The 25,177-nt window shown below is 39.5% G+C and carries 20 protein-coding genes and 1 pseudogene; 15 read left to right on the top strand and 6 right to left on the bottom strand.

The window, feature by feature from the left end:
• Positions 1–3: 3 nt before the first annotated feature.
• From DR017_RS02830 to DR017_RS02810, 5 genes are all read right to left on the bottom strand, one after another.
• Complete coding sequence (locus DR017_RS02830; RefSeq protein WP_002680527.1) at positions 4–615, bottom strand: phosphoribosylanthranilate isomerase; 612 nt, start codon at positions 613–615, stop codon at positions 4–6.
• On the bottom strand, positions 612–1,013 hold the full coding sequence (locus DR017_RS02825) for a DUF4279 domain-containing protein (RefSeq protein ID WP_002680461.1): 402 nt from the start codon (positions 1,011–1,013) through the stop codon (positions 612–614). Before DR017_RS02825 ends, DR017_RS02830 begins: the two co-directional genes overlap by 4 nt.
• An 84-nt stretch (positions 1,014–1,097) precedes the next feature.
• Positions 1,098–1,826, bottom strand: a complete 729-nt coding sequence (locus tag DR017_RS02820) for an indole-3-glycerol phosphate synthase TrpC (protein WP_002680431.1) — start codon at positions 1,824–1,826, stop codon at positions 1,098–1,100.
• Between the two features lie 20 nt (positions 1,827–1,846).
• Complete coding sequence (gene trpD / locus DR017_RS02815; protein WP_002680539.1) at positions 1,847–3,475, bottom strand: anthranilate phosphoribosyltransferase; 1,629 nt, start codon at positions 3,473–3,475, stop codon at positions 1,847–1,849.
• 23 nt (positions 3,476–3,498) lie between these two features.
• The gene (locus tag DR017_RS02810; protein ID WP_002680444.1) at positions 3,499–4,827 is read right to left on the bottom strand and encodes an anthranilate synthase component I family protein; all 1,329 of its coding nucleotides are present in this window, start codon (positions 4,825–4,827) and stop codon (positions 3,499–3,501) included.
• A 224-nt stretch (positions 4,828–5,051) separates the two neighbouring features.
• Between DR017_RS02810 and DR017_RS02805 the strand changes: the two are divergent.
• The 12 genes and pseudogenes from DR017_RS02805 to DR017_RS02750 all read left to right on the top strand — a co-directional run bounded on the left by DR017_RS02805 (position 5,052) and on the right by DR017_RS02750 (position 16,305).
• Positions 5,052–5,839 (top strand): annotated as a pseudogene (locus DR017_RS02805) (tetratricopeptide repeat protein).
• Positions 5,840–5,915: 76 nt separating this feature from the next.
• The gene (ribH, locus tag DR017_RS02800; protein ID WP_002680495.1) at positions 5,916–6,401 is read left to right on the top strand and encodes a 6,7-dimethyl-8-ribityllumazine synthase; all 486 of its coding nucleotides are present in this window, start codon (positions 5,916–5,918) and stop codon (positions 6,399–6,401) included.
• A gap of 91 nt (positions 6,402–6,492) precedes the next feature.
• Positions 6,493–7,152, top strand: a complete 660-nt coding sequence (locus DR017_RS02795; RefSeq protein ID WP_040361484.1) for a DUF4294 domain-containing protein — start codon at positions 6,493–6,495, stop codon at positions 7,150–7,152.
• Between the two features lie 31 nt (positions 7,153–7,183).
• Positions 7,184–7,726 (top strand): hypothetical protein, encoded by a 543-nt coding sequence (locus tag DR017_RS02790; RefSeq protein WP_002680424.1) that lies wholly within the window; start codon positions 7,184–7,186, stop codon positions 7,724–7,726.
• Positions 7,727–7,945: 219 nt separating this feature from the next.
• Entirely contained in the window at positions 7,946–9,250 is a 1,305-nt protein-coding gene (locus DR017_RS02785) for a cation:proton antiporter (protein ID WP_002680430.1), read from the top strand.
• Positions 9,251–9,264: 14 nt separating this feature from the next.
• Positions 9,265–11,097 carry a GNAT family N-acyltransferase gene (locus DR017_RS02780; protein ID WP_002680438.1) on the top strand — a complete coding sequence of 611 codons (1,833 nt, stop codon included), beginning with the start codon at positions 9,265–9,267 and terminating at the stop codon, positions 11,095–11,097.
• Positions 11,098–11,415: 318 nt separating this feature from the next.
• Positions 11,416–12,153, top strand: a complete 738-nt coding sequence (locus DR017_RS02775) for a hypothetical protein (RefSeq protein WP_002680460.1) — start codon at positions 11,416–11,418, stop codon at positions 12,151–12,153.
• A 52-nt stretch (positions 12,154–12,205) separates the two neighbouring features.
• Positions 12,206–12,640, top strand: a complete 435-nt coding sequence (locus DR017_RS02770; protein WP_002680525.1) for a DUF4268 domain-containing protein — start codon at positions 12,206–12,208, stop codon at positions 12,638–12,640.
• A 10-nt stretch (positions 12,641–12,650) separates the two neighbouring features.
• Positions 12,651–13,202, top strand: a complete 552-nt coding sequence (locus DR017_RS02765; protein ID WP_002680538.1) for a TlpA family protein disulfide reductase — start codon at positions 12,651–12,653, stop codon at positions 13,200–13,202.
• A gap of 131 nt (positions 13,203–13,333) precedes the next feature.
• Positions 13,334–14,803 carry a Fe-S cluster assembly protein SufB gene (sufB, locus tag DR017_RS02760; protein ID WP_002680546.1) on the top strand — a complete coding sequence of 490 codons (1,470 nt, stop codon included), beginning with the start codon at positions 13,334–13,336 and terminating at the stop codon, positions 14,801–14,803.
• 50 nt (positions 14,804–14,853) lie between these two features.
• Positions 14,854–15,498 (top strand): ribulose-phosphate 3-epimerase, encoded by a 645-nt coding sequence (rpe, locus tag DR017_RS02755; protein ID WP_002680515.1) that lies wholly within the window; start codon positions 14,854–14,856, stop codon positions 15,496–15,498.
• Between the two features lie 12 nt (positions 15,499–15,510).
• Positions 15,511–16,305: a DUF2797 domain-containing protein gene (locus tag DR017_RS02750; protein ID WP_002680423.1), complete on the top strand. Its 795-nt coding sequence runs from the start codon at positions 15,511–15,513 to the stop codon at positions 16,303–16,305.
• Positions 16,306–16,335: 30 nt separating this feature from the next.
• Here DR017_RS02750 and yaaA read toward each other — a convergent pair whose 3' ends face one another.
• Complete coding sequence (gene yaaA, locus DR017_RS02745; RefSeq protein WP_002680548.1) at positions 16,336–17,094, bottom strand: peroxide stress protein YaaA; 759 nt, start codon at positions 17,092–17,094, stop codon at positions 16,336–16,338.
• A gap of 457 nt (positions 17,095–17,551) precedes the next feature.
• On the opposite strand from yaaA, the gene DR017_RS02740 reads away from it, so the two are divergent.
• The 3 genes from DR017_RS02740 to DR017_RS02730 all read left to right on the top strand — a co-directional run bounded on the left by DR017_RS02740 (position 17,552) and on the right by DR017_RS02730 (position 25,156).
• Positions 17,552–19,381, top strand: a complete 1,830-nt coding sequence (locus tag DR017_RS02740) for a glycoside hydrolase family 13 protein (RefSeq protein ID WP_002680459.1) — start codon at positions 17,552–17,554, stop codon at positions 19,379–19,381.
• A gap of 87 nt (positions 19,382–19,468) precedes the next feature.
• Positions 19,469–22,489: a T9SS type B sorting domain-containing protein gene (locus tag DR017_RS02735; RefSeq protein ID WP_002680457.1), complete on the top strand. Its 3,021-nt coding sequence runs from the start codon at positions 19,469–19,471 to the stop codon at positions 22,487–22,489.
• 153 nt (positions 22,490–22,642) lie between these two features.
• The gene (locus DR017_RS02730; RefSeq protein ID WP_002680491.1) at positions 22,643–25,156 is read left to right on the top strand and encodes a M12 family metallo-peptidase; all 2,514 of its coding nucleotides are present in this window, start codon (positions 22,643–22,645) and stop codon (positions 25,154–25,156) included.
• Positions 25,157–25,177 lie beyond the last annotated feature (21 nt).

Here is a 25,177-nt window from a genome sequence, read left to right as displayed (position 1 = left end):
TTTCTAATCTGCTAATTTTCTAATTATTTTTTCCACAAGTGAGCGATTTTTGCGGTGGTTGCATTCTACTTTGCTGTTCACATCTAATATTGCAGGATGATAACACAGGGCTTCTTGTACATTATTTACCTCAAGACCTCCTGCTAAAATATAAGAATAAGGCGATAGGTTTTTAAGTATTTCCCAGTTAAAACGAGTGCCGTTACCACCTTCGACAATGCCTTTGGTATCGAATAAAGGATATTGAATATAAGGCTGATAGAGGGTAATATCAGGTAAAGCATCGTACACTGAAAAGGCTTTCCAAAGAGTATAGCCTGCGTTGTGTAAGGAGCTGCAATCTTCAACGCTTTCATTGCCGTGTAGTTGCAGTATATCAATGTTTGTTTGTTGCTGAATTTGTTGCAGTTCGTGTATAGGGGTATTCACAAACACCCCTACTGCCAGTTTGCCAACTGAGTGTATTTCAGTAACTATATCTTTTGCTAAATCCACGCTCACATAACGCGGACTTTTAGGCGCAAAGATACAGCCGAAGTAATCAATAGGCAAATCCTTCAGTTCTTGGATTTCACTAAGAGAGTGAATTCCACATATTTTTAGTTGAGTGGTCATTTGTAAAAATACTGGTCTATATCAATCTCACCATTGAGTTGATGAAGTATATCAAGAATAGTAGTTTCAAAAGTCAAAGCTGCATTTATTTCATAGTGATTTACACAAAACCGTAATTGAGTGGTAAGTTGATGAGCTTTGATAAAAGCTGAAAGTTCTTTTAAAACAGGTTTTACCATTTGCTCAAATTCAGCTAAACAATCTTCAACAAGCAATGTTTCTATAGGAGCAAATTTGTATTCCCAAAAAGTTTCTTCACTAATGCGATACTTCAGCTGGTCTCCTTTATAGGCTTGTTCTGTAGGAGTTATTCCTATAATGTGAGTGAGTTGCTCAATATCAAACATTTCACCATACACAATAAAAGTAAGTTTTATATTAGTTTTTTCTTTTGTCATCTTATCTCTCGTAATTTGCAACTCGTTCCTCGTCATTCGTCCCTCGTCATTCGTCTCTCGTCATTCGTCTCTCGTCATTCGTCATTAAAAAATCTCTCCTTTCATTAGGGCTTCTCCTATTAAAAGGGCATCAACGCCTAAACTTTCGGCATATACAATATCTTCTTTATTGTGATAGCCACTTTCGCTTACTATCAATAGTTCTTCTCGTTGGCTTTTGGGAATCGCTTTCAGTAGTTGCTCTGTTGTTTTGAGAGATACCTCAAAAGTATTGAGATTGCGATTATTGATACCTAAGAGTTCTAAATCAGGCACTTGTAAAGCGCGTTGCAGTTCTTCTTTATTGTGAACTTCTACTAATACTTCTAAATCCAAAGAATGTGCTAACAGATGCAAGAACATCAGCTCATCATCAGTAAGCATACGTACAATCAGCAAAATTGCCGAAGCTCCTAAACTCTTGGCGTGGAATACCTGAAAAGGGGTATAGATAAAATCCTTGCGGAGGATAGGCATTGTAGGAAAAGTTTTGGCTACAATGGGAATAAAAGCGTTATCTCCCTTAAAGTAAGCTTCTTCGGTGAGGATAGAAAAGGCAGCTACGCGGTTATTTGCGTAGTGTTGGGCTTGCTTTAGAAGGTCGAAATCTTCTGTTGCTATTTGTCCTTTAGAGGGAGAAGCACGTTTGATTTCACCAATAATGTTAATGCCAGGTTGTTGTATAGCCTGCGTTAAATAAGGGCGCGCCCATTCTTCTATTTCACGATGTAATTGTATTTCGCGTTGTTCTTTGATTTTAGAAAGAATATCCATAAATAAAACTTGTTAATTTGCTAATTAACTAATTTGCTAACTAATTGCCACACTTTTCCACTCCTTAAAGCTTCTTCAATAAGAGGTTTAGCTTCAGCGGGCTGTTTTACTACATTGGCGGTATAGAGAGCAAACATTGCGTTGAGTATCACGATATCAGCTTTAGCACCGCGCTCTTCACCTTTGAGAGTGCGACGTAGTATCTCAGCGTTTTCAGTAGGTGTGCCACCTTGTATATCAGTGTGAAAAGCACGCTTAAAGCCAAACATTTCAGGCGCTATGGTATACTCTAATATTTGCTTACCCTTTACCTCTACAATTTTTGTCTCATCACAAATACTTATTTCATCTAAACCATCATTGCCACGCACTACTAAAGCGTGTTCGCGTCCTAAAAGCTGTAGTGTTTCGGCATATAGGCGCATCACGGGCTCGTGATATAAACCTACTAATTGGTATTTCAGTTTTGTATTGGGGTGTAACAGAGGTCCTAATACATTGAACACCGTGCGGATGCCCAAACGTTGTCGCACTTCACGTACTTCGCCTACTAAGTTATGGAAGAAAGGCGCGTGGAAGAATGCTAATCCGTTTTTCTCCAAGCTATCTAATTGCTTCATCAAGTTGCTTTCCATCGCAATACCAAGCTCTCCTAACACATCGGTACTGCCACTCTGGCTTGTAACCGACCTGTTGCCGTGTTTGGCTACTTTCACCCCTAAGGCAGCTACTATAAAGGCTACCGTGGTAGAAATGTTAATAGTTTTGAGTCCGTCGCCTCCTGTACCACAGAGGTCTATCATAGGTCTTGGGTCGGCAAAGGTGGTGCTATATGCCAAGATGTTGCGCACGAAGGCAGTAAGTGATTCTGGATATAAACTTTTTTCACTGATAAGCACGAAGAGCGCGCCTAATTGTACGATGTCGTACTGCTTGCTGTGCAATACCCCACATATCTGTTTGAAATCGCTATCGCCTAACGGCTGATTTTCTTGCAGTTTCTTCAAAGCTGTTTTGAACACTTCATTGGCGTAGGCTTTGGCTTTTTCCTGAGTATTTTGAACGCTTTGAACAGCTTGTGTTCCTATCAAAAAGTTCTTAAGGATATTTTTGCCATATTCAGTAAAAAATGATTCAGGGTGAAATTGAATACTGTGAATAGGTTTTGTTTTGTGTTGTAATGCCATAATCACCTCATCGTCCGAGAGGGCAGTAATGATAAGTTCCTGTGGCAAGGTGTCCTTATCTACATATAGCGAGTGGTAACGCATCACGCTAAACTGCTGTGGCAAACCTTTAAACAATATCGATTGTGGTTTGGTAACGGTAAGTACAGAAGTCTTGCCGTGCAAAGGTACTTCTAATCGTTTTACAGTGCCGCCGTGCACCAGTCCAAACGCCTGATGCCCTAAACAGATACCTAAAATAGGAATATCGGTAATTTCTTTTAGTATTTCCAAACAAATCCCACTGTCCTTAGGGTGTTTAGGTCCTGGTGAAAGCACTATACGTGAGGGTTTTAGACTGCGTATCTCGGCAAGAGTGAGCTGGTCATTGCGCACAGTACGCACTTCTTCATCAGTGAGTTCACCGAGGTATTGTGCTACATTAAAAACAAATGAATCGTAATTATCTATTAGTAAAATCATTTTTAGTTGTTAGGTTTTAGTCATTAGTTATAGTCCTTTTTACGGATTGCCCTCCTCTCCTTGGGAGAGGGGTTGGGGTGTAGATTGCAATTCTTCTCAAACACTTTCACTACCGAAGCTCTTTTGTGTTGTATTTCAGCATATTCTTTTTCAGGGATAGAATCGTAAACAACTCCTGCTCCAGCTTGTATAAATACACGGGTGCGCTCAGAATCCTGAAAAGCAGGTTTTTCAAAAAAAGCACTGCGTATCACAATAGCGAGCTGTACGTTGCCGTTGAAGTGTAAAAAACCAATACCTCCTCCATACACATTGCGGCGGTATTTTTCCAGTTCAGCAATGATTTCCATAGCGCGTATTTTAGGCGCTCCACTCAGCGTGCCTGCAGGGAATACGGCTCCAATCACCTCAAAAAGCGATACCTCTTTGCGCTTGCGACCGTACACATCGGTTACTATGTGCATCACGTGTTCTAACTGCTTGATGTGCATCATATTCTTCACCTGCACGGTACCTTTCTCAGCAAAGCGCCCTATATCGTTGCGTGCCAAATCAACCAGCATTCGGTGCTCAGAACACTCTTTAGGGTCGGCGAGAAGTTCTTGTGCCAAACGGGCGTCATCGTTGGCATCTTTACCACGTGGACGTGTACCAGCGATAGGTGCTATATACATAGTTTCCGAGTTCATTTCTACTAATATTTCAGGACTTGACCCCACCACCTCTCCATAAGGAGTAGGGAAGAAAAACATATAAGGAGAGGGATTGGCTTTGCTGAGTAGTTTATAAAATTCTAAAGAGTTGAGGTTGCTTTCCAAACAGAGTTGTTCGCTTAATACCACTTGAAAAATATCGCCAGCACGTAGGTATTCCTTAGCTTTTTCAACAATCTTGTAGAAGTGTATTTGCTCTTCATTCAGGTCGGTATTGATGTGATAAAAAGGTTTTTCAACAGTATCCTGAGGCTCTGCGTTCATTTCTTCCAAAAAGTTGAAATATAATACTTCATCGCCGTAAAAAGAGTACACTTTATTCACTTTGGAATAATGCAAATAGGCTTTTGCATTCGCAAATACAAAAGCGGGAAACTCGTATTGTGCTTGCTCTTGTGTGGGAATATTTTCAAAAAAATGAATTGATTCATAGCCTAATACCCCAAAAAGTCCCGCAAAGGGCGCGATGGGTGTTTGTTGCTGGTAATTGGCTTGCAAAGAGGTGTAATTATGACTGTAAGCATCGAAGTAATCGCAATCTATCCCAATGATAATCTGATGAATATCTTCTGCTAAGTAAGAATTTCTAAAGCGTTTTCGTATAGCAGAAAAATAATATAATGGTTCTTTTATCAGCATAAAAAAATTTTCTTTGAAACGACAAAAGTAAAAAATAATCAGCAATTTTGCAAATTTTAGTAATGAGTTGTTGGTAATTAGAAGCATCTCATTCACCTTGTCCTAAATTCTTCAACATTATCCAAAAAACTCAACTTCTCCCCAAACCCTCTAAAAAACTAAAACTTTTTTTGTCAATTCAAATAATTGTCGTACTTTTGCCGAACTTTAATTGAAAATTATATATGGCAACTTACAAAAAGAACAACAACCGACCTAATAGAAACAGAAATACCGAGCAACTCGACGAAGCTCAAGAAGCTCAATTACACCAAGAAAGTACTACTGCCGAGGTATTCGATGCCCTTGATGCAGGCGCTAATCGTACTGAGGATTGGGTGAAACGCAATCAGAAAATTATTATCGGAGCCCTCATAGCTATAGCCGTAGTGGGCTTAGGTTATTTGTTATACCAACAATTTGTGAAAGCTCCTAACGAAAAGAAAGCTGCTAACGAATTTTTCTTCGCTCAACAATTTTTTGATGAAGCTATGCAAGCTACCGATGCAAGAGCCAAAGATTCTCTCTTCAAAGTTTCTATCGAAGGTGGTAAAGGTAAATATGGCTTCCAGCAAATCGCTCAAAACTATAGCGGTACCAAAGCTGCCAACTTAGCTGAGTACGGTATGGGTATGGCTTATATGCGTTTGCGTGACTACAACAACGCTATCAACCACCTCAAAAAATTCAATTCTGATGATGATATTTTCGGCGCTTTGGCTTATGGAAACATAGGTGATGCTTACCTCCAACAAAAAATAATGCCGAGGCTCTCAAGTACTACATCAAAGCTTTTGAACATAGCAACAACGATTTTGTAACTCCTATATACCTCAAAAAAGCAGGTATCGTAGCTTCTCTACAAGGTAAAAAAGACGATGCTCTCAAATACTACGAGCGCATCAAAGATGAGTTCCCTACTTCAGAAGAAGCTCGCACTATCGATATCCTTATCGGAAAAATCAGTCAATAAAACAAGATAAGAATAAAAGGTAGAAGATGAACATTCTTACCTCTTACCTCTTATCTCTTATCTCTTATCTGAAAAAATGGCAACAGAAAACAAGAATTTATCTCAATATGATAAAAGTACAATCCCAAATGCGAAAGCTCTTCGCTTTGGGATTATTACTTCTCAGTGGAATGAGCAAGTAACTTACGGAATGCGCAATGGGGCTATCGCTACCCTTAAAGATTGTGGTGCTGTAGATAGCAATATCCTCCTTTGGGAAGTCCCTGGTAGTTTTGAATTGGTGCACGCTGCCAAGCGAATGCTCAATACTCAGCACTTAGATGCTATCATCGTAATAGGCTGTGTAATACAAGGCGAAACCAAGCACTTTGATTTTGTGTGTCAAGGAGTTACTCAAGGTATTGCTCAACTCAATGCAATGCAAAGTGAGGTGCCCGTAATCTTCTGTGTCCTCACCGATAACAATCTTCAGCAATCACTCGACCGAAGTGGAGGAAAACTCGGTAACAAAGGTGTAGAAGCCGCTATCACTGCTATCAAAATGGCTGTTTTAGGGAAGTAGTGAAGCTAATAGGGAAATAGGTAACTTGGAATAATTTTTGCAGTATGTTATGCAGGGGCGTATGGCATACGCCCTTAATAAAAAAATCACTATGAAAAACATCATCACATATATAAAATATTATCTCCTGCCATTTATAGCTTACCTCTTACCTCTTACCTCTTACCTCTTGTTCGCTCAAGATTTTCACGAAGGTGATACCATCTACCTTCCTGAGGTAAACCTCTTTGGCAAAGAACGTTCCTTTGGTGATGCCGATGCTCAAAAACGATATCTACTGCTCAAAAGTCGTGTAAAACGCGTGTATCCTTATGCCAAAATAGCTGCTGATCGCCTTTATACTATGGAGCGCACTATGGATACTATGCAAAACAAACAACAGCGAAAAGTCTATGTAAAGCGCACCCAACGTTATATAGAAGACCACTTCACCGACGAACTCAAAAAACTCTCCCGCTCTCAAGGGCGCATCCTCATCAAGCTCATCCACCGCCAAACAGGGCGTACTGCCTATGATCTGGTAAAAGAACTCCGCAACGGGTGGAACGCCTATTGGTATAATAAAACCGCTTGGCTCTACGATCTCTCCCTAAAAAAAGGCTATGATCCTATGAATATCGAAGAAGATTATTGGATAGAAGAAATTATCCTCCGCGCCATTAGCAATGGTGAATTGGAAGATCAAACTCCTGCTCTCCAATACAATTTCTCTGAACTTACTGAACACCGACGAAAGCGATTAGCTAATTAATTCAGCTAACAAGTTAAATAAAATAATTACTATGAAGAGATTTTTTACTTTATTATGCTTATTCTTTATACCATTATGCTATAGTCAGAAAAAAGTTGTAGCAACAGATCGTGATGTTTTTTGCTTTCAGTTTTTAGACGAAGGGGTAGCTCTCAAAAATGAAATATACAACAACAATAAGGCGATTATAGCATTGTACAAATGGGCTTTCGAAGATATGGGAGTAGGTTATTTTCAAAAACGATATGAATTTAAATATCATAATAAAATAATGTATTTGAAAACTAAAAGAAAATTACAACACTATAATTTTTATTTTAAAAATATACCTTTTAAAGAAGGATACTATTTAGTTAAAATTTCTGAACTTAAATGGAAAGAGACGATAAAAGGAAGTGAAATCAGTGTACCAGAGGAGCTTCAAAATATACTTTTCTTAGATGCTGATGCTGCTAGAACAAATACTGCTCAAAATATCTACTTCAAGGATTTAGAGTTTATAGTAATAGATTTAAAAGATACAGAAAATGTTAAGATTGAACCTTTATCCAAAGAGAAATACTTAGAGTATTAATGTAGAAACTGGTTTAAAAAAAGATTTTTAATAATACTCAATTGAAGTTGGTGGTAGTTAATTAGCAGATTTATATATTGAAGTTGATTAAATACATTTATCGCTAAAGGTTATAGAATTAAACAATTGCCTTTGGCAAAGTTTTTTCTTACAAAAGACTATATAGCATTTGTCATTTATTATTATTTTTGTACCTTTGCCCACAAATAAAATAGTAATATGGAGTTATACTACGCTTTTTCAGTGATTATCGTCTTAGCTGCCTTGTTTTCGTACGTGAACGTGCGCTACGTAAAGCTACCTATGACTATAGGTATTATGGTGATTGCTATGATGGTATCAGTAGGCGTACGTCTTTTTGGTGGTGAAATATTCTCAGGTTTAGCACACCGCTTGGAATCTCTATTACAAGGATTCGATTTTACCGAAATCTTAATGGGGGCAATGCTTAACTTCCTCCTCTTTGCAGGAGCTCTCCACATCAATATCAACGACCTTAAAAGCCACCGTCTCCCTATTTTCACTTATGCAACAGTAAGTGTAGTGCTCTCAGCTTTCTTCATATCAGCACTGCTGTACTATATCGCACCTTTTATAGGTATTAAAATTCCTTATGTGTATTGCTTGCTCTTTGGTACGCTCATTTCCCCTACCGACCCTATTGTAGTGTTGGGGGTGCTCAAGCAAGCTAATGTACCTAAACGTATCGAAAATAAAATTACTGGTGAATCTCTTTTCAACGATGGGGTAGCTGTCGTAATGTTCGCTGTAGTACTCAAATTAGCTACCGATCATACTTTTGAACCTTCTTTCAATGCCATTACAAAACTTTTCCTTTTAGAAGCTGGAGGAGGAATTTTCTTAGGAGTGCTCTTAGGCTGGATAGCTTCCGAAATGATGAAAAAAGCCGACGACTATCACGTGAGTGTCTTGCTCACTTTAGCCGTAGTAATGGGAGGCTTCCTTATTGCCAAAACCTCTCACGTATCCTCGCCTTTGGCAATGGTAATCGCAGGACTTTTTGTGGGTAACGTAGGTAAAAAAGCAAATAGTGCCGAAAATAAGGACTATTTAGAGAAGTTTTGGGCAATTGTCGATGAGATAATGAATGCCATCTTGTTCCTATTCATAGGCTTTGAGATGTTGTTGATCAATAATCTAAATGAACAGTTCCTCTTAGGAGGAGTCGCTATCCTTGTCTGCCTTTTAGGGCGTGCTTTAGCTATCTATATCCCTGCCAAAACCATATTGCGCAAAGCGACTACCTATTCCCGTGGATCACTCATCACTATGGTGTGGGGGGGTGTGCGAGGAGGAGTTTCCATCGCTTTAGTGCTCTCTATCCCAGCCGATAAGGGCGGACTTAAGGAAACATTGTTGCAGATTACTTACATAGTGGTATTGTTTTCTATCTTGGTACAAGGGCTCACTGTAGGCAAAGTAGCCTCTAAAGCCTTACATCGCGATGTGGTGATGTTACGACTCAAAAGAATAAAGCAACTGCAAAAAGGAAAACAATCATAAAACTTTAATAACGAATGAGAATGCAAAAAGATAAAGGATTGGTGAGTGCCAAAGAAGTAGCCAAAGCAATTAATATTGATAAACTTGGCTTCTTGGGTACTTTTGGAGGATGGACACTGATGAAGCTGCTCCGTCTCTCCAAACTCAATGCTATTTACAACCGAACCAAAAAATACGAGGGCTTAGACTTCCTTAACAAACTGTTAGATGAGTTTGAAATAAAATTTGAAATACCTGAAGAAGATTTTAAAAATATCCCCAAAGAAGGAGCTTTTATCACGATTTCTAACCACCCACTGGGCGGGATTGATGGTATTTTGCTCCTCAAATTGCTCTTAGAAAAACGCCCTGATTTCAAAATTATGGCGAACTTTCTCTTGCAACGCATTGAGCCTTTGGCTCCTTATGTGTTACCAGTCAATCCGTTTGAAGACCGCAAGGATGTAAAATCTAGTATAGTTGGCTTCAAGCACACCATAGCACATCTCAAAGAAGGAAAACCTTTGGGGCTTTTTCCTGCTGGTGAAGTGTCTGTAACCAAAGAAGGACAACTAATGGTCGATAAACCTTGGGAAGAAGCTGCAATGAAGCTCGCTAAAAAAGCCAAAGTGCCTATCGTGCCTATTTATTTCCACGCTAAAAATAGTAAATTATTCTACTTTTTAGCGAGCCTAAGTGATACTTTGCGCACTGCTAAATTACCTTCAGAACTCCTTACTCAAAAACAGCGTACTATCTACATACGCATTGGTAAACCTATTTCGGTAGCTATGCAAGAAGAACATACTGATTTAGCCGATTTTACCGAATTCCTCCGCAAGAAAACCTACATCTTAGCCAACGCTTTTGAACAAGATAAAAAATTCTTGCCTTTGCCTAATGTATTGAAATCAAACAAAGGTGCTCCTAATCCACAACAAATTGAAGCTCCTATACGGCAAGACCTTATAGAAAAAGAAGTAGAAAATGTAACTAAAAAGGATTACCGACTGCTGAAAAACAATAACTACGAGGTTTTCTTAGCGCCTTATCAGGAAATCCCTAATATAATGAAGGAAATAGGTCGCTTGCGTGAAATTACCTTCCGTGAAGTAGGGGAGGGGACTAACGCTTCTTCCGATGTCGATAAATTCGACCTCTATTATCACCATCTTTTCCTTTGGGATAATGAAGCTAAGAAAATTGCAGGAGCTTATCGTATGGGATTAGGCGCCGAAATTTTCCCTAAATATGGTATTGAAGGCTTCTATACACACGATTTGTTCCGCTTTGAGCCCGAACTCTATGATATGATGAGTAAAACTATCGAAATGGGGCGTGCTTTTATCATTTCAGAATACCAACAGAAACCAATGCCGCTGTTTTTGCTTTGGAAAGGGATTGCTCACACTACTTTGCGCTATCCTGAACACTCTTTCTTGCTGGGCAGTGTGAGCATCAGCAACCAGTTCTCTAACTTTTCTAAATCACTGATGATAGAGTTTATGAAGTCTAACTTCTACGACCCTTATATCGCTCAATATGTACGCCCGAAAAAAGAGTTTAAAGTTAAACTAAAAGATGAAGATAAAGACTTTATTTTCGACGAAACTAAAGCTGACCTTAATAAGTTTGATAAACTAATTGATGAACTCGAACCTGGGAATTTGCGTTTGCCAGTGCTTATTAAAAAGTATATCAAGCAAAACGCCAAAGTTATCGCTTTCAATGTCGACCCGCTGTTCAACAATTCTGTTGATGGACTAATGTACATTCGTATCTCCGACCTCCCCGAAAGCACTATGAAACCCGTTATCGAGGAATTCCAAGCCGAACTAGAAGCGCGTATGAAAAATAACGAAGAATAACATCTTTTTATTATATTTGCGTTAAACTCAGCGAAATCGTAAGTCTAGTGCTAAAATTCAAAAAAAACATTGTAATAAACGTGAGTTCTATATAACAGAACATTGATTTACAGATTTGTAACATAATATATTCACAAAATAATTCACCGTCAGGTGAAAATTCGTGAGATAATAAAAAATAAAAATTTTTATGCACTCCAAATTTCGTGAAAATTCGTGTTTCACATACCCAGCTGCGCCAACTCGCTGGCTTTGTGGGAGATTAAAAATATTTTAATTACTTATACCGAACTCGCGTTAAATAAATAAATAAACCCAATGAAAAAAATATTATTTTTAGTAGTATTACTACCACTAACTCTTGTAGCACAAACCGTGATTGTCCCTAATCGCTATGCTTTCCAAAAAGAAGACAATCAGTACCAACTCAATATGCTCACGAAATTCTTGCTTGAAAAACAAGGTTTCAAAGCCTATATGGAGAGTGAAGCTCCTGCCGATCTACTCCAAAACCCTTGTGATGCCCTAAAAGCCGATGTGAAGAATGAATCAAATATGATGACCTCTAAAGTACAATTCCTCCTCACCGATTGTACTAATAAAGCGGTCTTCACTTCTCAGATAGGCAAAAGCCGTGAAAAAGAGTTTAAGAAATCCTACCAAGAAGCCTTGCGCAATGCCCTTTCAGGTGCAGAATTAGCAACTTTCAAGGAAGCTTATCAAGCTCCTTCAGTAGTCTCAAAACCTTCTATTCCCTCAGCAACAACCGCAGTACCCGAACTCACATCTACTGCTGCGCCTATAAGCGAACCTCTTATTCTATTTCTGTATGCTAAACCAACTAATACGGGATATGAGTTGTTTGATAAAAAAACAAATCAATTGCAATTCAAACTTAGAAAAATCAATACTCCTGATGTATTTCTAGCTTTTGATGTAGAAGAACAAAAATATGGTGTTTTAGAAAAAGACGGTTCCACTTTTTATAAGTTTACTTTTTACAAGCAAATAGATGGAGCGCCTATCACTTTCTCCGCCCAAATAAATTTCAATTAATCTATTATCATCTGTCACCACCTATCGTCTATCACCTGTTACCTAATTAAAAGTGTATAGTAAAGCCGAAGCAAAAAAACTACGCGAAGACTTCTGGATATCCTTTGGTAAATCGTTTCCTCGCAAATGGACGCTCTATGATACCAAAATCAAGGATTTTAGCTTTAAGTTTTCATTCGACACTCGTAAAGCACGGGTGCTACTTGCTGTTGAAGACTCTGATGAGGCAACACGTAGCTTGTACTACAATAAATTGCTGTCACTCAAAACTATACTCCAAGAAGAATATCTTCCTAACGCTGTTTTTGAAGAGAGTTTTCTCTTAAATAATGGTAAAGAAATCAGTTGTGTATATGTAGAATTGCAAGACGTAACCATTCACAACAAAGCCACTTGGCAACAAACAATGGAGTTCCTATACCAATCAATGTCGCAGTTCGAAGCTTTTTGGGCTGAATATAAAGATATCATTCAAGAAGAAAAATAATTTAGTTTATATGAAAAAACGTACCATACTCAATCTACTCCTTATCCTTTTTGTACTTTCTTTCTTCGTAACCCCCTTAGGTTATGAAAGTAAGATTTTGCTACAACGAATTTTCGCTAGTTCGGTAGACATCATTCCCGCTGATAAAGCTCAAAAAATCGACTTCAGTTGGCAACTCAAAGATCGCAATGATGTGCAGTTCAACTACTCACAAACTGAAGGAAAGAAACCTTCATTCGTGTATTTCTTCTCCTCTTGGCGCGGTATTAGTATTGCCGACCTCTATGCAGTAGAAAAACTCTACGATGCTTATAAGGATAAAGTAGATTTCTATATCATTACTAACGAGCGTCACGAACCAGTGGAAGAGATGATGCAAAAACGCAATTTCCATTTCAAAGTAACCTACCTTATCATCGGTGAGAAAATGCCTTTCGACCCCGAAAAAATCCCCTCAGGTTATATCGTAGATAAAAACGGACTTGTGCGTGCTCAAAAAGAAGGAATTGCTCGTTGGAATAGCGATGCTGTCCACGAACTCTTAGATACTCTAATTAAGTGATAATTTCTCACCTTTTTATCTTTTTCTTTTATATGAGATAGAAAATAATTATAAAGATAGTATTTTAGATTCAATTTAAAGTACTATCTTTGCCCACTTAATTATTAATTGTAAATCGTTAATTGCTAAAAATGGCTAAATATACAGAAGAAGAACTTAAAGAAGAATTAGAAAACAGTGAATACAAATACGGATTTTATACTGATATAGAATCCGAAACTTTCCCTAAAGGACTTAACGAGGAAGTGGTAATTGCCCTCTCTAAAAAGAAAAACGAACCTCAATGGATGACCGATTGGCGTTTAGATGCCTTCCGCGCGTGGCAAGCGATGGAAGTCCCTCCTCATTGGGCAAACCTTAAGTTTGAAACTCCCGATTTTCAAGATATTGCTTACTATTCTGCTCCTAAACAAAAACCTAAACTCAATAGTTTAGACGAGGTAGACCCACAACTTTTGGAAACTTTCCAAAAACTCGGCATCTCTCTTGAAGAACAAAAACGCCTTACAGGGGTGGAAGATAAACCTGCTGTAGCTGTGGATGTGGTAATGGACTCGGTGTCGGTAGCAACTACTTTCCAAAAAACTTTAGCAGAACGTGGTATTATTTTCTGCTCTATTTCTGAAGCTATCCAAAAACACCCTGAGCTTGTCCGCAAGTACCTTGGTACGGTAGTGCCTAAAACCGATAATTTCTATGCTGCTCTCAACTCTGCTGTCTTCTCCGATGGCTCTTTCTGCTATGTGCCTAAGGGAGTGCGTTGCCCAATGGAGCTTTCTACTTATTTCCGTATCAATCAGGCAGGTACAGGTCAGTTTGAACGTACCCTCCTCATTGTTGATGAAGGCGCTTATGTGTCTTATCTCGAAGGTTGTACAGCTCCTCAACGCGATGAAAACCAACTCCACGCAGCAGTGGTAGAACTCATCGCAATGGATAATGGCGAAATTAAATATTCTACAGTACAAAACTGGTTCCCTGGTGATAAAGACGGTAAAGGTGGAGTTTACAATTTTGTAACCAAACGCGCTTTAGCTGAGAAAAATGCTAAAATATCGTGGACACAAGTAGAAACAGGTTCTGCAATCACTTGGAAATATCCCTCTGTAGTGCTCAAAGGCGATAATTCTATAGGTGAATTCTATTCTATTGCTGTTACCAATCACTTTCAACAAGCCGATACAGGTACTAAGATGATACATTTGGGTAATAATACCAAATCTACAATTATTTCTAAAGGTATTTCGGCAGGCAAATCACAAAATAGCTACCGCGGATTGGTAAAAGTAGTGCCTAATGCCAAAAATGCGCGTAATTTCTCTCAGTGTGATTCCCTTTTGATGGGCAACCTCTGTGGAGCGCATACTTTTCCTTATATAGAAGCTAAAAACCCTACAGCCCAAATAGAACACGAGGCTACTACTTCTAAAATTGGTGAAGACCAAATTTTCTATTGTAACCAGCGTGGTATTGATACCGAAAAAGCTATTTCGCTCATCGTAAATGGTTTTGGTAAAGAAGTACTCAACAAACTACCTATGGAGTTCGCCGTAGAAGCTCAAAAACTCTTAGAAATCTCCTTAGAAGGCAGTGTAGGATAATTGTTAATTGAAATTTGTTAATTATTAATTGTTAATTATTAATTGAAAATATGATTCTTGCGCCTTCTCTCCTTGCTGCCGATTTCGGCAACCTACAACAAGCCATTGAAATGGTAAATGCCAGTGAAGCCGATTGGTTTCATATTGATATTATGGATGGTGTGTTCGTGCCTAACATCTCTTATGGTATGCCCGTACTATCGGTGATCCAAAAACACGCTACCAAGCCTCTTGATGTTCACTTGATGATTGTCGACCCTAGTCGTTACATCAGTACTTTTGCAAAACTTGGCAGCGATATCCTCACTGTGCATTACGAGGCGTGTACACACCTGCACCGCACTTTGCAAGCCATTAAAGCTGAAAATATGAAAGCTGGAGTAGCTCTAAATCCACATACTCCTGTGAGTGTACTCGAAGATATTATTCAAGACGTAGATGTGCTCTTACTGATGAGTGTAAACCCTGGTTTTGGTGGTCAGTCGTTTATAGAAAATACTTATAAAAAGGTGCGCCAAGCCAAAACGCTGATTGAACAATCAGGAGCCTCAACCCTTATTGAAATAGATGGAGGGGTGAGTCTAAAGAATGCCAAAGCATTAGTAGAAGCAGGTGCCGATGCTTTAGTAGCGGGTAGTTTTGTGTTCAATGCTGCCAATCCTACTCAAACCATTGCTGATTTAAAACACATATAGTCAATAAAAACAATGTTTCAAGGAGTACTTCAAAAAATGCTTACCGAATGGGCTGACCCTATACGGTATTATTTGCCAATGGAAGGTGATTTTGTGCTGATGAACCAACTTATCGGCAAGGATATAACACTCCAATTTGTGCGTTTTCAGTGTATGAATTGTGGTGAAAACAAACCAATCTTTCGTCAGGGCTATTGCAAAGAGTGTTTTTTTGAAGTCCCTCAAACTGCTGATTGGGTGATGCACCCTGAACTCAGCAAAGCACACCTCAATATCGAAGAACGCGATTTAGGCTATGAACAGCAAGTGCAGTTGCAACCACATTATGTATATCTTGCCAATTCTAGCGATGTAAAAGTAGGAGTAACCCGTAAATCACAAGCCCCAACCCGCTGGATCGACCAAGGGGCGCACGAAGCCCTCATCCTTGCCGAAGTGCCCAATCGCTATTTAGCAGGCATTGCCGAGGTTGCTCTCAAAGAACATTTAGCCGATAAAACCAATTGGCGCAAAATGCTCACCAACCAAATCACCCCCGTAGATTTATTGCGAGTAAAATTAGAAATGCGTGATTTTGTACCCAATGAAGTACAGCCCTACATCACCGAAGATATCACTCCCCTACGCATTCATTTCCCTGTAGAAAAATACCCTACCCAAGTGCGCTCTCTCCAATTGTCGCAAACCCCCACTTATAATGGTAAACTAATGGGCATCAAAGGGCAATACCTTATTTTCAACGACAATACCGTTTTCAACGTACGAGGCAACGAAGGATTGGTAATTCAATTGATAATTGACAATTGATAATTAAAAAAACTCAGAGGGCTTGTTTTTTTATCTAATAAAAACAAGTGTATTTCCTTCTGAAAACTTTTCTGCAAAGGCATAACCATCAGCGTTAAACCCTTTCAAATCTTCTACTGATTGAATTTCATTTTCTGCTAAAAATCGTACCATACGACCGCGTGCTTTCTTCGCATAAAAACTGATAATTTTCAGTGTATCTCCTTTATAATCTTTGAAGATAGGTGTAATAACAGGCACTTTTAGCTTTGTAGTATCAATTGCCTTAAAATATTCTTCGCTGGCGAGATTGATAAACAACTCTCCTTCTTGTAATTCATCGTTCAATGCCTGAGTGATTTTTTCTTTCCAAAAAGCATAAAGGTTTGCCGCCTTTCCTACGGGTAGTTTGATGCCCATCTCCAATCGATAAGGAGCGATAAGATCTAAAGGTTTGAGTACTCCATAAAGTCCAGAGAGAATACGCAAACTGCCTTGTAGTTTGTCAATTTGCATTTCAGAAAGTGAGTAGGCATCAAGCCCCTCATATACATCACCATCGTAAGCAAAGAGTGCTGGACGTGCATTTTCGGGAGTAAAAGGCATTGCAAAAGTTTGGTTGTGCTGCCAGTTAAGTTCAGCAAGTTTAGATGAAATCCCCATCAATTCCGATAGTTTTTGGGGAGATAGCGGCTTAAGAGCAGTGTGTACTTCAGCGATTTCTTTTGCAAAAATAGCCGTTGAGTAACGTTCAGTAGGTAAAGCCGAGGTTTCGTTAATAGTTTTGGCAGGTGAGATAACGATTTTCATAGTGATAAATAATTAACGGGGCAAAGTTACAAAACTATTGTCAATTCACAATTAGCAGATTAGAAAACTATTAGTAAGAGTTTGTAGTTTGTGCTTACGATCAATAATTAACGTCAGTTTGATCTAGCAAAACATTGATTTACAACTTTTTTTATAATAATATATTTACAAAACAATTCACCGCCAGGTGAAAATTTGTGAGATAATGTAAAGTAAAGAGTTTTATAGAGTCCTAAATTCATGAAAATTCGTGAAATTCGTGGGGGATTTAAAATATTTTGCTGATTGTTAAACAATTACTTACGTCGGATTCACGTTAATTAAAACTTAGATTTGTATATTACTAAATAAACCTTTAATTTTGCCGAAAATGATGAGCTTAACCCCCAATGAATATACATCAAAATTAAAATCAATAACTGATTCATTGCTAAATCGCCAAATAGGCAAATCTAATATGAAACACATTATCATCCTTATGGGACTATTTACTTTTTTTAATGCTCACGCTCAAATCAAGCGTATAGAACCACCTTTTTGGTGGGAAGGAATGCATTATGCCGAAATACAAATATTATTGTACGGCAAAAATATAGCACAATACCGCGTGGAAAGCGACCTACCTATCAGTAATGTGCTAAAAACAGAGAATCCTAATTATCTATTTGTAACTGTAGACACTAAGGATAAAAAAGCGGGCAACTATAGCATTTCGCTATGGCAAAAGAAGAAACAAGTGGGGAGCGTGAGTTATGAACTAAAAGCGCGCAGAGAGGGGTCGGCTTATCGCAAGAGCTTTGATAGCAGTGATATGATTTATCTCATTATGCCCGATCGCTTTGCCAATGGTAATCCTAACAACGATTCACACCCTGCACTTACTGATAAACTCAACCGCTCGGCTTCCGATGGTCGTCACGGGGGAGATATTCAGGGGATTATCGACCATTTAGATTATATACAATCCTTAGGGGCTACGGCTATATGGAGTACGCCCTTATGTGAGGATAACGAACCACAACATTCCTATCACACTTATGCCCAAACCGATGTCTACAAAATAGACCCTCGCTATGGCACTAATGAGGAATATCAACAGTTGTCTTCCGCCCTCCATAAGCGCGGTATGAAGCTCATCAAAGACTATGTAACCAACCACTGGGGCAGTCAGCATTGGATGGTGAAAGACCTACCTTGCTACGATTGGTTGCATCAATTCCCAGGGTATGGACAGAGCACTTTTAGGATGAGCACTCAGATGGATAGCAATGCTTCAGAATGGGATAAAAAGTACTGCGAAAAAGGTTGGTTTGCGCGCTCTATGCCCGACCTCAACCAAGCGAACCCATTGGTGCTTAACTACCTCACCCAAAACGCAATTTGGTGGATAGAATATGCCGACCTCGACGGTTTGCGCGTAGATACCTATTCGTATAACGACAAAGAAGGCATTGCTAAATGGACAAAAGCCATCACCGATGAGTATCCTCATTTCAACATTATGGGGGAGGTGTGGCTCAACCAAAGTGCCCAAGTGTCCTATTGGCAAAAGGATAGCCCTATCAGTGCGATACAAAGCTATAATACTTACCTGCCTACCGTGATGGATTTTCCACTTTTTAATGCGATAGGTGAGGCTTTCCGCGCAGCACCTTCGTGGGACAAAGGTATGATACAACTCTACGACAATTTCACTAATGATTTTCTGTATAAAGACATCAACAACCTGCTTATTTTTGCCGAAAATCACGATACAGCACGTATCAATCACGTATATCCTAAGATAGAGGACTATAAGATGATTATCACATTGCTGGCAACGGCGCGTGGTATTCCGCAATTGTATTATGGTAGTGAGATAGCAATGGCAGGCGACAAGAGCAAAGGCGATGGCGATATACGACAAGATTTCCCTGGTGGCTGGGCAGGCGATACGCAGAATGCTTTCACAGCCTCTGGGCGTACAGCTACCCAGAAAGAATATTACGATTTTACAGCCAAGCTCTTCAACTGGCGTAAGGATAAAGCCGTAATTCACTACGGAAAGACTAAACAATACTTACCTGAAAATGAAGTGTATATCTATTTCCGCTACAATGATACTGAGAGTTTAATGGTTATCCTCAACAACAGTGATAAGCCCCAAACGCTGCACCTCAACCGCTTTGCCGAGAGTTTGGCGGGATTTTTGAGGGGAAAAGATGTTATATCGGGGAAAGAGGTCTCTCTGAGCGCAAGCACCTTAGAAATACCCGCTAAAACCCCTATGCTCATTGAGTTGAAATAAGATGTAAGAGTTTTCTCTCATTCAAGATTTTCTGAGTCTCACTGAGATTTTCTGATTCTCACCTCCCTCTCAAAAAGTTTACTTTTTATGAAACACTTTTTTTCTCTGTGGTTATTTATCCTCTTTTTTGTAGGAGCACAAGCTCAAACCGCAGAAACTTATCTCAAAGAAATTGCTAAAAAACAACAACTTGATATCCAATGGCAGGAGCGCAAAACCTCTCTTGCTTCTGAGGGTATTCGCTCTTTTGTAGGTTACTGCGAAGGCAATTTTGTAGCGACCCTTTCAGTAGGTTCAAAAGCGCTATCAGGGAGTTTTCATTACCGAGATAAATCGTATGAAATCAGTTTGCAAAAAGGAAAATTAGTCTTTTTACCTAATGAAAAATTTGAGTGTGGCACTACTGATACACCTCATTCGCACCCGAGCCCTTCAACAGCACGCCCTGCGATATTAGCCGAAGAAACCGCTCCTACCATTGCCAACACACAAACATTAAGGGTATACCGTTTGGCGATGCATATCCCTTATAGCACATTCAGTACAGGACACTTAGAGAAAAACGTACAAAAAGTAAAAACTTTTTGGGCAGATACCGAGGCTTTTCTCAACGAAATGTACTTGCGCGATTTAGGAGTGCGTTTTGAGGTAGTAAAGGATGAGCGTCTCATTATCAAAGACGAAAAAGATGAGACTTTCAACACAAAACACCGAGCTGATTATGTGATTAATCATTCTACTAATGTTATCAATAGGCTTATAGGAGAAAACAGTTACGATGCGGGTATTACCCTTGCTTATACCATTTCTTTATATAAAGGCATTCGTGGCTTGGCTGATAATATTAATGGTGTTTATAAAGCTAATACCAAAGCTGCTGCTGTAGCAGTACTTACCAAAGAAGTCATAGCGCACGAAATCGGACACTTATTTGGAGGTAGACACACTTTTGGCAACTATAATGGCTCAGAAGCCTACGATAGTGAAAAGACAGAATATAGCAGAGGTACTTCGGTGATGAGTTATGGCAGTCCGCGTGACTTTTTCTCGCTGTCGAGCATTCAGCGCATACGTGAACGATTGACAAAAGTACCCGTGAAAGCTCACGACAAGACTTTCACTACTCAAGCCCCTCGCATAAACCATAGCGAGATTAAAAACCATTATACTATTCCCAAGGGGACTTTTTTCCAATTCTATATCCCCGCTACCGACCCCGATAGCGAGCAGCTACTGTACAACGTAAACCAACACGATGTGAGAAATGGCGATGAAACTCCTATAACACAATACATTATCTATAAATCTACCCCTGCCAACCCTGTAACTATCAAAACCGAGTACCACGAAAACTTGGGAGATGTAGTAGCCAATAGTGGCTTAGCACAACAAACTACGGGTACTTTTACCTTTTGGTTGGGAGTGAGCGATGCCCCACTCCAATCGTCAGCCAACTATATAGTACAATATGATTTGGCTGAAACCAAAGTAACCGTAAAAGACGCTACCCCCTTCAAAATTACATCCACACCTAAAAATAAATACAAAGGTGGCGATAAATTCATCCTCACTTGGAGTGTAGATAATACCATTTTCAAAGATACCAAAGTGCGTATCCTGCTTTCTGATGATTTAGGTAAGACCTTTAAATATATAGTAGTAGCAGAAACTGATAATAGTGGCAGTAAGGAAATCACTTTGCCTAATATCAATACCGATAAGGCGGTACTAAAAGTAGAAGTAATCGATGGTTTAGCTTTTGATCTTACCAATTACAATCCTAAAAATGGAGGTTTTACTATTGAAAAGAACCCCGCCCTTCCTGAACCTCTTCTTTGGGCATCACTCCCTAATCATCTTATGCTTTCGTGTGAGCAATCTATTCCAGCGGTAACATTGCCTACAGTTACAGGAGGGTGTACTCCTGCGGTTACCCTTCAAAAAGAAGAACGCATCAAAGGCAATTGCGACTATACTTATACTATCAAACGCATTTTTATAGCTACCGACTCTTGCAACCAAACGCTTACTTATACTCAAACTATTAGCGTAACAGATAAAACTCGCCCTACTTTTGTAGGTACTTTGCCTCAAGATATAAGTATCAAAGAAGGTAAAACAATACCCGCTCAAGTAACGCTCACTGCTACCGATAATTGTGGAACTGCTGCGGTTACGACCTCTCATAAAGAAGAAAAAGATGCCAAAGGCAAACTTACTAAACTTATCTATACGTGGATAGCCAAAGATGCTTGTGGCAATGTTAGCACTCACCAGCAAATCATTACCATTGAGCCTAAAAAAATCCCTACGCTCACTTGGGTAAGTGTTCCTAAAAATGTAACTGTGAATTGCGCTAAAGCTATTCCTGCTGTACAAACTCCCACTACACAAGGAGGTTGTGCTAAAGTAGTGATTACTCGCACCGATAAGGAACTGAACAAACGATGCTTTAATAACTTCACCTTAGAGCGTACTTTTACCGCTTCCGATGGTTGTCATACTATTACCTATACCCAACGTATCACCATAGCCGATAAAACCCCTCCTACTTTCGTAGGCGACTTACCTCAAGATCTTACCATCGAAGAAGGAACAACTATCCCTCAACAACAGAGCATTTCAGCTGAAGATACTTGTGCAGGACAGCCTACTGTTACGATGTCTCCAAAAGAAGAAACTATCACTAATGGGAAACTCTCTAAAGTTGTCTATACGTGGATAGCGCGCGATGTTTGTGGCAACCAAAGGGTACATAAGCAAACCATTACTATAAAACCTAAATCTCAAGAACCTCCTCACATAGATTCCCACCCTGATGAAGTGGTGATTTACAATGCCGTTTCTACTGAAAAAGGCTCTGATAACTATTTTAGAATAGAGAATACAGATGAAAACCGACCTATTACTTTATTTATTTTTGATGAAATGGGGTTGAAAGTATATGAAAGTAATTATTACCAGCAAAACGGTGAATATTTTAGAGGCTACCCTAATATAAAAGGAGTAGTAGGTAGCAAACGATTAGCAGGAACTTATTTCTATGTATTGACGTATTATTTCAACGGACAACAACAAACAAAAAAAGGATTTTTATATGTGAGATAATTACACTCCTGTATAGGTTGTCCTAATATATTACCAATGAGCAACCCCTCCGGGATACTCCAAATCTCTTTAGTGTTTTATAAAAAATGTTAATTTTTCCTTGCTAATTGTTAATTGTTTCGTACCTTTGCATCGTTTTTTAAAACCAAACTAATGAAACATCTACTACGCTACTTACTTTGGCTATGCCTAAGCATAGAAGTAGCCAATGCACAAACTAACATCCAAAGTATTATAACTCTTTTTGCTACAAGTTCTTCCGTAGAATGGGCACCCCCTATCCCTAACACACCTTCTATGCTTGTACAATGGCAAGCGCGAACTACTTCTAATGGATTTCGCACGTTTGTAGGTTACTACCAAGACCATTTTGTAGGCGTTATCAGCTTTGACAAACAGCAGTTGAGCGGTGAAATTTTTCGCAGAGGAAAGTCCTATGTATTGGGAACTTCTCCCCAAGGAATGCTCACTGTTGAGGCAGTAACCGATGAACACGATTGTGGTGCGATTTCTTTGGGAAAACAAGCCCTCACTGCCCGCAATTTCTTTCCCGAAGGCGATGAAGATAAGAACGACCCACCTATCGAGCAACCCGAGATTTACAATTCACTTTATCCTAAAGCGCTCATTCACACCGATGGTGTGTTCAGGCACTACCGCTTGGCAATACCGGTGGATTACAGCATTTACAATTCGACATATTTCAATAGAGATATACATAAAATCAAAGCGTTTTGGTATGCTACCGTTGCCTTTATGAATGAGTTATATCGCAATGATGTGGGGGTGGATTTTACTTTGGTAGATGATGAAGCACTTATTTTTACTACTGAAGAAAATCACTTATTCCGCAGAAGGGAAGCTGCTAATGAAGTGGTAAACAACGGTACTATCACACTCAACAAACGTTACGATAAAAACAAATACGATATAGCAATTATCCTCACCGATTATCGCGAAAGGTACAATGGCTTGGCGATGGTCTATGCCGCTTATGAACAACACAACAAAGCCAATGCGGCAGCACGCCCTGTAAAACCTTCTACCATTGCCCACGAAATAGGACACATGTTCGGCTCAGACCATACATTCTCTAACGGAGGTCAGTATTCTAGTAAAACCGAAACTGGATCGGGTCAATCAATTATGAGTTATGGACACGAGCACCCCCGCGATTTCTTTTCGCTTGTAAGTCTGCAAGAAATACGCAAGTTCTTGGGGAACTCTATGACTTATTACGCCGATGAAAGGCGCACCCAAGAAGCAGGGAAACGTGTAGAGGGTACAGGCTCTAACCTTGTTTATGGGGTAAAGAACAACAACCGTCCTCCTGAGCTCAATAGAACGCACCTTAAGAAAACCTACACTATTCCAGAAGAAACATATTTTCAATTCTATCTGAACGCTACCGACCCCGAGGGCGATGCGCTTACTTATATAGCACACCCCGCTGATAGGCGCTTTCACTCTACCAAATCTAACGCGCGTTTTATGACCTACAAAGGAAAATCTGATGGTAATATACGCTTTGAAACTACTTGGTTCGAAAGTGAACGCAATACCTTTGTACCTATAGGGGCTGCTGATTCTTACAAAGAAGGTACTTTCACTTTTTGGTTAGCAGCCGCCGATCATAACAAAAGCGATAACAACCACGTAGTGAAATACGATGTAGAAGAGGTGCAAGTGAAAATAGCCAAAGGTAAAGTTTTTCAAATACAAAACTTCGACAATGGCAGTTGGGAACAAAACAAAACCTACAAAGGAGGACAACTACTTTCGCTTCATTGGCAGGTAGATGAGGCTATTTTTGGCAAGGATAGCAAGGTGCGTATTCTTCTTTCGACCGACTCTGGTAAAACTTATAAATACGTATTGAAAAAAGAAGCACCTAACAATGGTACTTGTCAAGTAGTGCTTCCTAATATTTCTGTAGGCACAACGCACGGACATTTCGGCAAACAAAGAGGACAAGGCATCATCAAAATAGAAGTGATTGATGGCTTGGCTTATGCATTGTCTTGTACAAAACCTTATCACGTAGGGGGCTTTATGATACAAAAAGACCCTACAAAACCTGAAACTACCCCTGATCCTAAGCCACAACCAGCCCCTCAACCACAACCAACCCCTCAACCACAACCAACCCCTCAGCCACAGCCCCAACCTAACCCTCAACCCCAACCCAACCCTCAACCACAACCCCAACCACAGCCTCAACCCCAACCACAGCCTCAACCTCAACCACAACCACAGCCCCAACCTCAACCTCAACCACAACCACAACCACAGCCTCAACCTAACCCACAACCAACCCCACAACCCCAACCCCCAATCAACCCTACCCCCGACCCGTCAGCCCCGTCCGACTCGTCCACCCCATCACCTATTATATATAATGGTGTCTCAATCTCTAACCCCGAGAACTATTTCAAGATAGAAAATGCAGATGATAACCATCCTATCTCAGTGTTCATCTTTGATGAAATGGGACTCAAAGTATACGAGAATAGTAATTACGGCAAAAACGGAAAAGTCTTTAGAGGCTATCCTAATGTACAGAATATGAATAGGAGTAAAGCTCTTGCGGGTACTTATTTTTATATTGTTATCTATTATAAAGATGGACAACAACAAACCCAAAAAGGTTTCTTATATGTAAGATAATTAGCTAAGTCCCTCCGAGAT

Origin of the sequence: Capnocytophaga sputigena (assembly GCF_900446695.1) — a bacterium.
Taxonomy (GTDB): Bacteria; Bacteroidota; Bacteroidia; order Flavobacteriales; family Flavobacteriaceae; genus Capnocytophaga; species Capnocytophaga sputigena.
The sequence above is the reverse complement of the archived record's forward strand: the minus strand, read 5'-3'. Positions and strand labels throughout refer to the sequence as shown.

Excerpts from the sequence above, each read along its gene's own strand:
- DR017_RS02830 (WP_002680527.1), bottom strand. The coding sequence starts at position 615 with ATGACCACTCAACTAAAAATATGTGGAATTCACTCTCTTAGTGAAATC.
- DR017_RS02825 (WP_002680461.1), bottom strand. The coding sequence starts at position 1,013 with ATGACAAAAGAAAAAACTAATATAAAACTTACTTTTATTGTGTATGGT.
- DR017_RS02820 (WP_002680431.1), bottom strand. The coding sequence starts at position 1,826 with ATGGATATTCTTTCTAAAATCAAAGAACAACGCGAAATACAATTACAT.
- trpD (WP_002680539.1), bottom strand. The coding sequence starts at position 3,475 with ATGATTTTACTAATAGATAATTACGATTCATTTGTTTTTAATGTAGCA.
- DR017_RS02810 (WP_002680444.1), bottom strand. The coding sequence starts at position 4,827 with ATGCTGATAAAAGAACCATTATATTATTTTTCTGCTATACGAAAACGC.
- ribH (WP_002680495.1), top strand. The coding sequence starts at position 5,916 with ATGGCAACAGAAAACAAGAATTTATCTCAATATGATAAAAGTACAATC.
- DR017_RS02795 (WP_040361484.1), top strand. The coding sequence starts at position 6,493 with ATGAAAAACATCATCACATATATAAAATATTATCTCCTGCCATTTATA.
- DR017_RS02790 (WP_002680424.1), top strand. The coding sequence starts at position 7,184 with ATGAAGAGATTTTTTACTTTATTATGCTTATTCTTTATACCATTATGC.
- DR017_RS02785 (WP_002680430.1), top strand. The coding sequence starts at position 7,946 with ATGGAGTTATACTACGCTTTTTCAGTGATTATCGTCTTAGCTGCCTTG.
- DR017_RS02780 (WP_002680438.1), top strand. The coding sequence starts at position 9,265 with ATGAGAATGCAAAAAGATAAAGGATTGGTGAGTGCCAAAGAAGTAGCC.
- DR017_RS02775 (WP_002680460.1), top strand. The coding sequence starts at position 11,416 with ATGAAAAAAATATTATTTTTAGTAGTATTACTACCACTAACTCTTGTA.
- DR017_RS02765 (WP_002680538.1), top strand. The coding sequence starts at position 12,651 with ATGAAAAAACGTACCATACTCAATCTACTCCTTATCCTTTTTGTACTT.
- sufB (WP_002680546.1), top strand. The coding sequence starts at position 13,334 with ATGGCTAAATATACAGAAGAAGAACTTAAAGAAGAATTAGAAAACAGT.
- rpe (WP_002680515.1), top strand. The coding sequence starts at position 14,854 with ATGATTCTTGCGCCTTCTCTCCTTGCTGCCGATTTCGGCAACCTACAA.
- DR017_RS02750 (WP_002680423.1), top strand. The coding sequence starts at position 15,511 with ATGTTTCAAGGAGTACTTCAAAAAATGCTTACCGAATGGGCTGACCCT.
- yaaA (WP_002680548.1), bottom strand. The coding sequence starts at position 17,094 with ATGAAAATCGTTATCTCACCTGCCAAAACTATTAACGAAACCTCGGCT.
- DR017_RS02740 (WP_002680459.1), top strand. The coding sequence starts at position 17,552 with ATGAAACACATTATCATCCTTATGGGACTATTTACTTTTTTTAATGCT.
- DR017_RS02735 (WP_002680457.1), top strand. The coding sequence starts at position 19,469 with ATGAAACACTTTTTTTCTCTGTGGTTATTTATCCTCTTTTTTGTAGGA.
- DR017_RS02730 (WP_002680491.1), top strand. The coding sequence starts at position 22,643 with ATGAAACATCTACTACGCTACTTACTTTGGCTATGCCTAAGCATAGAA.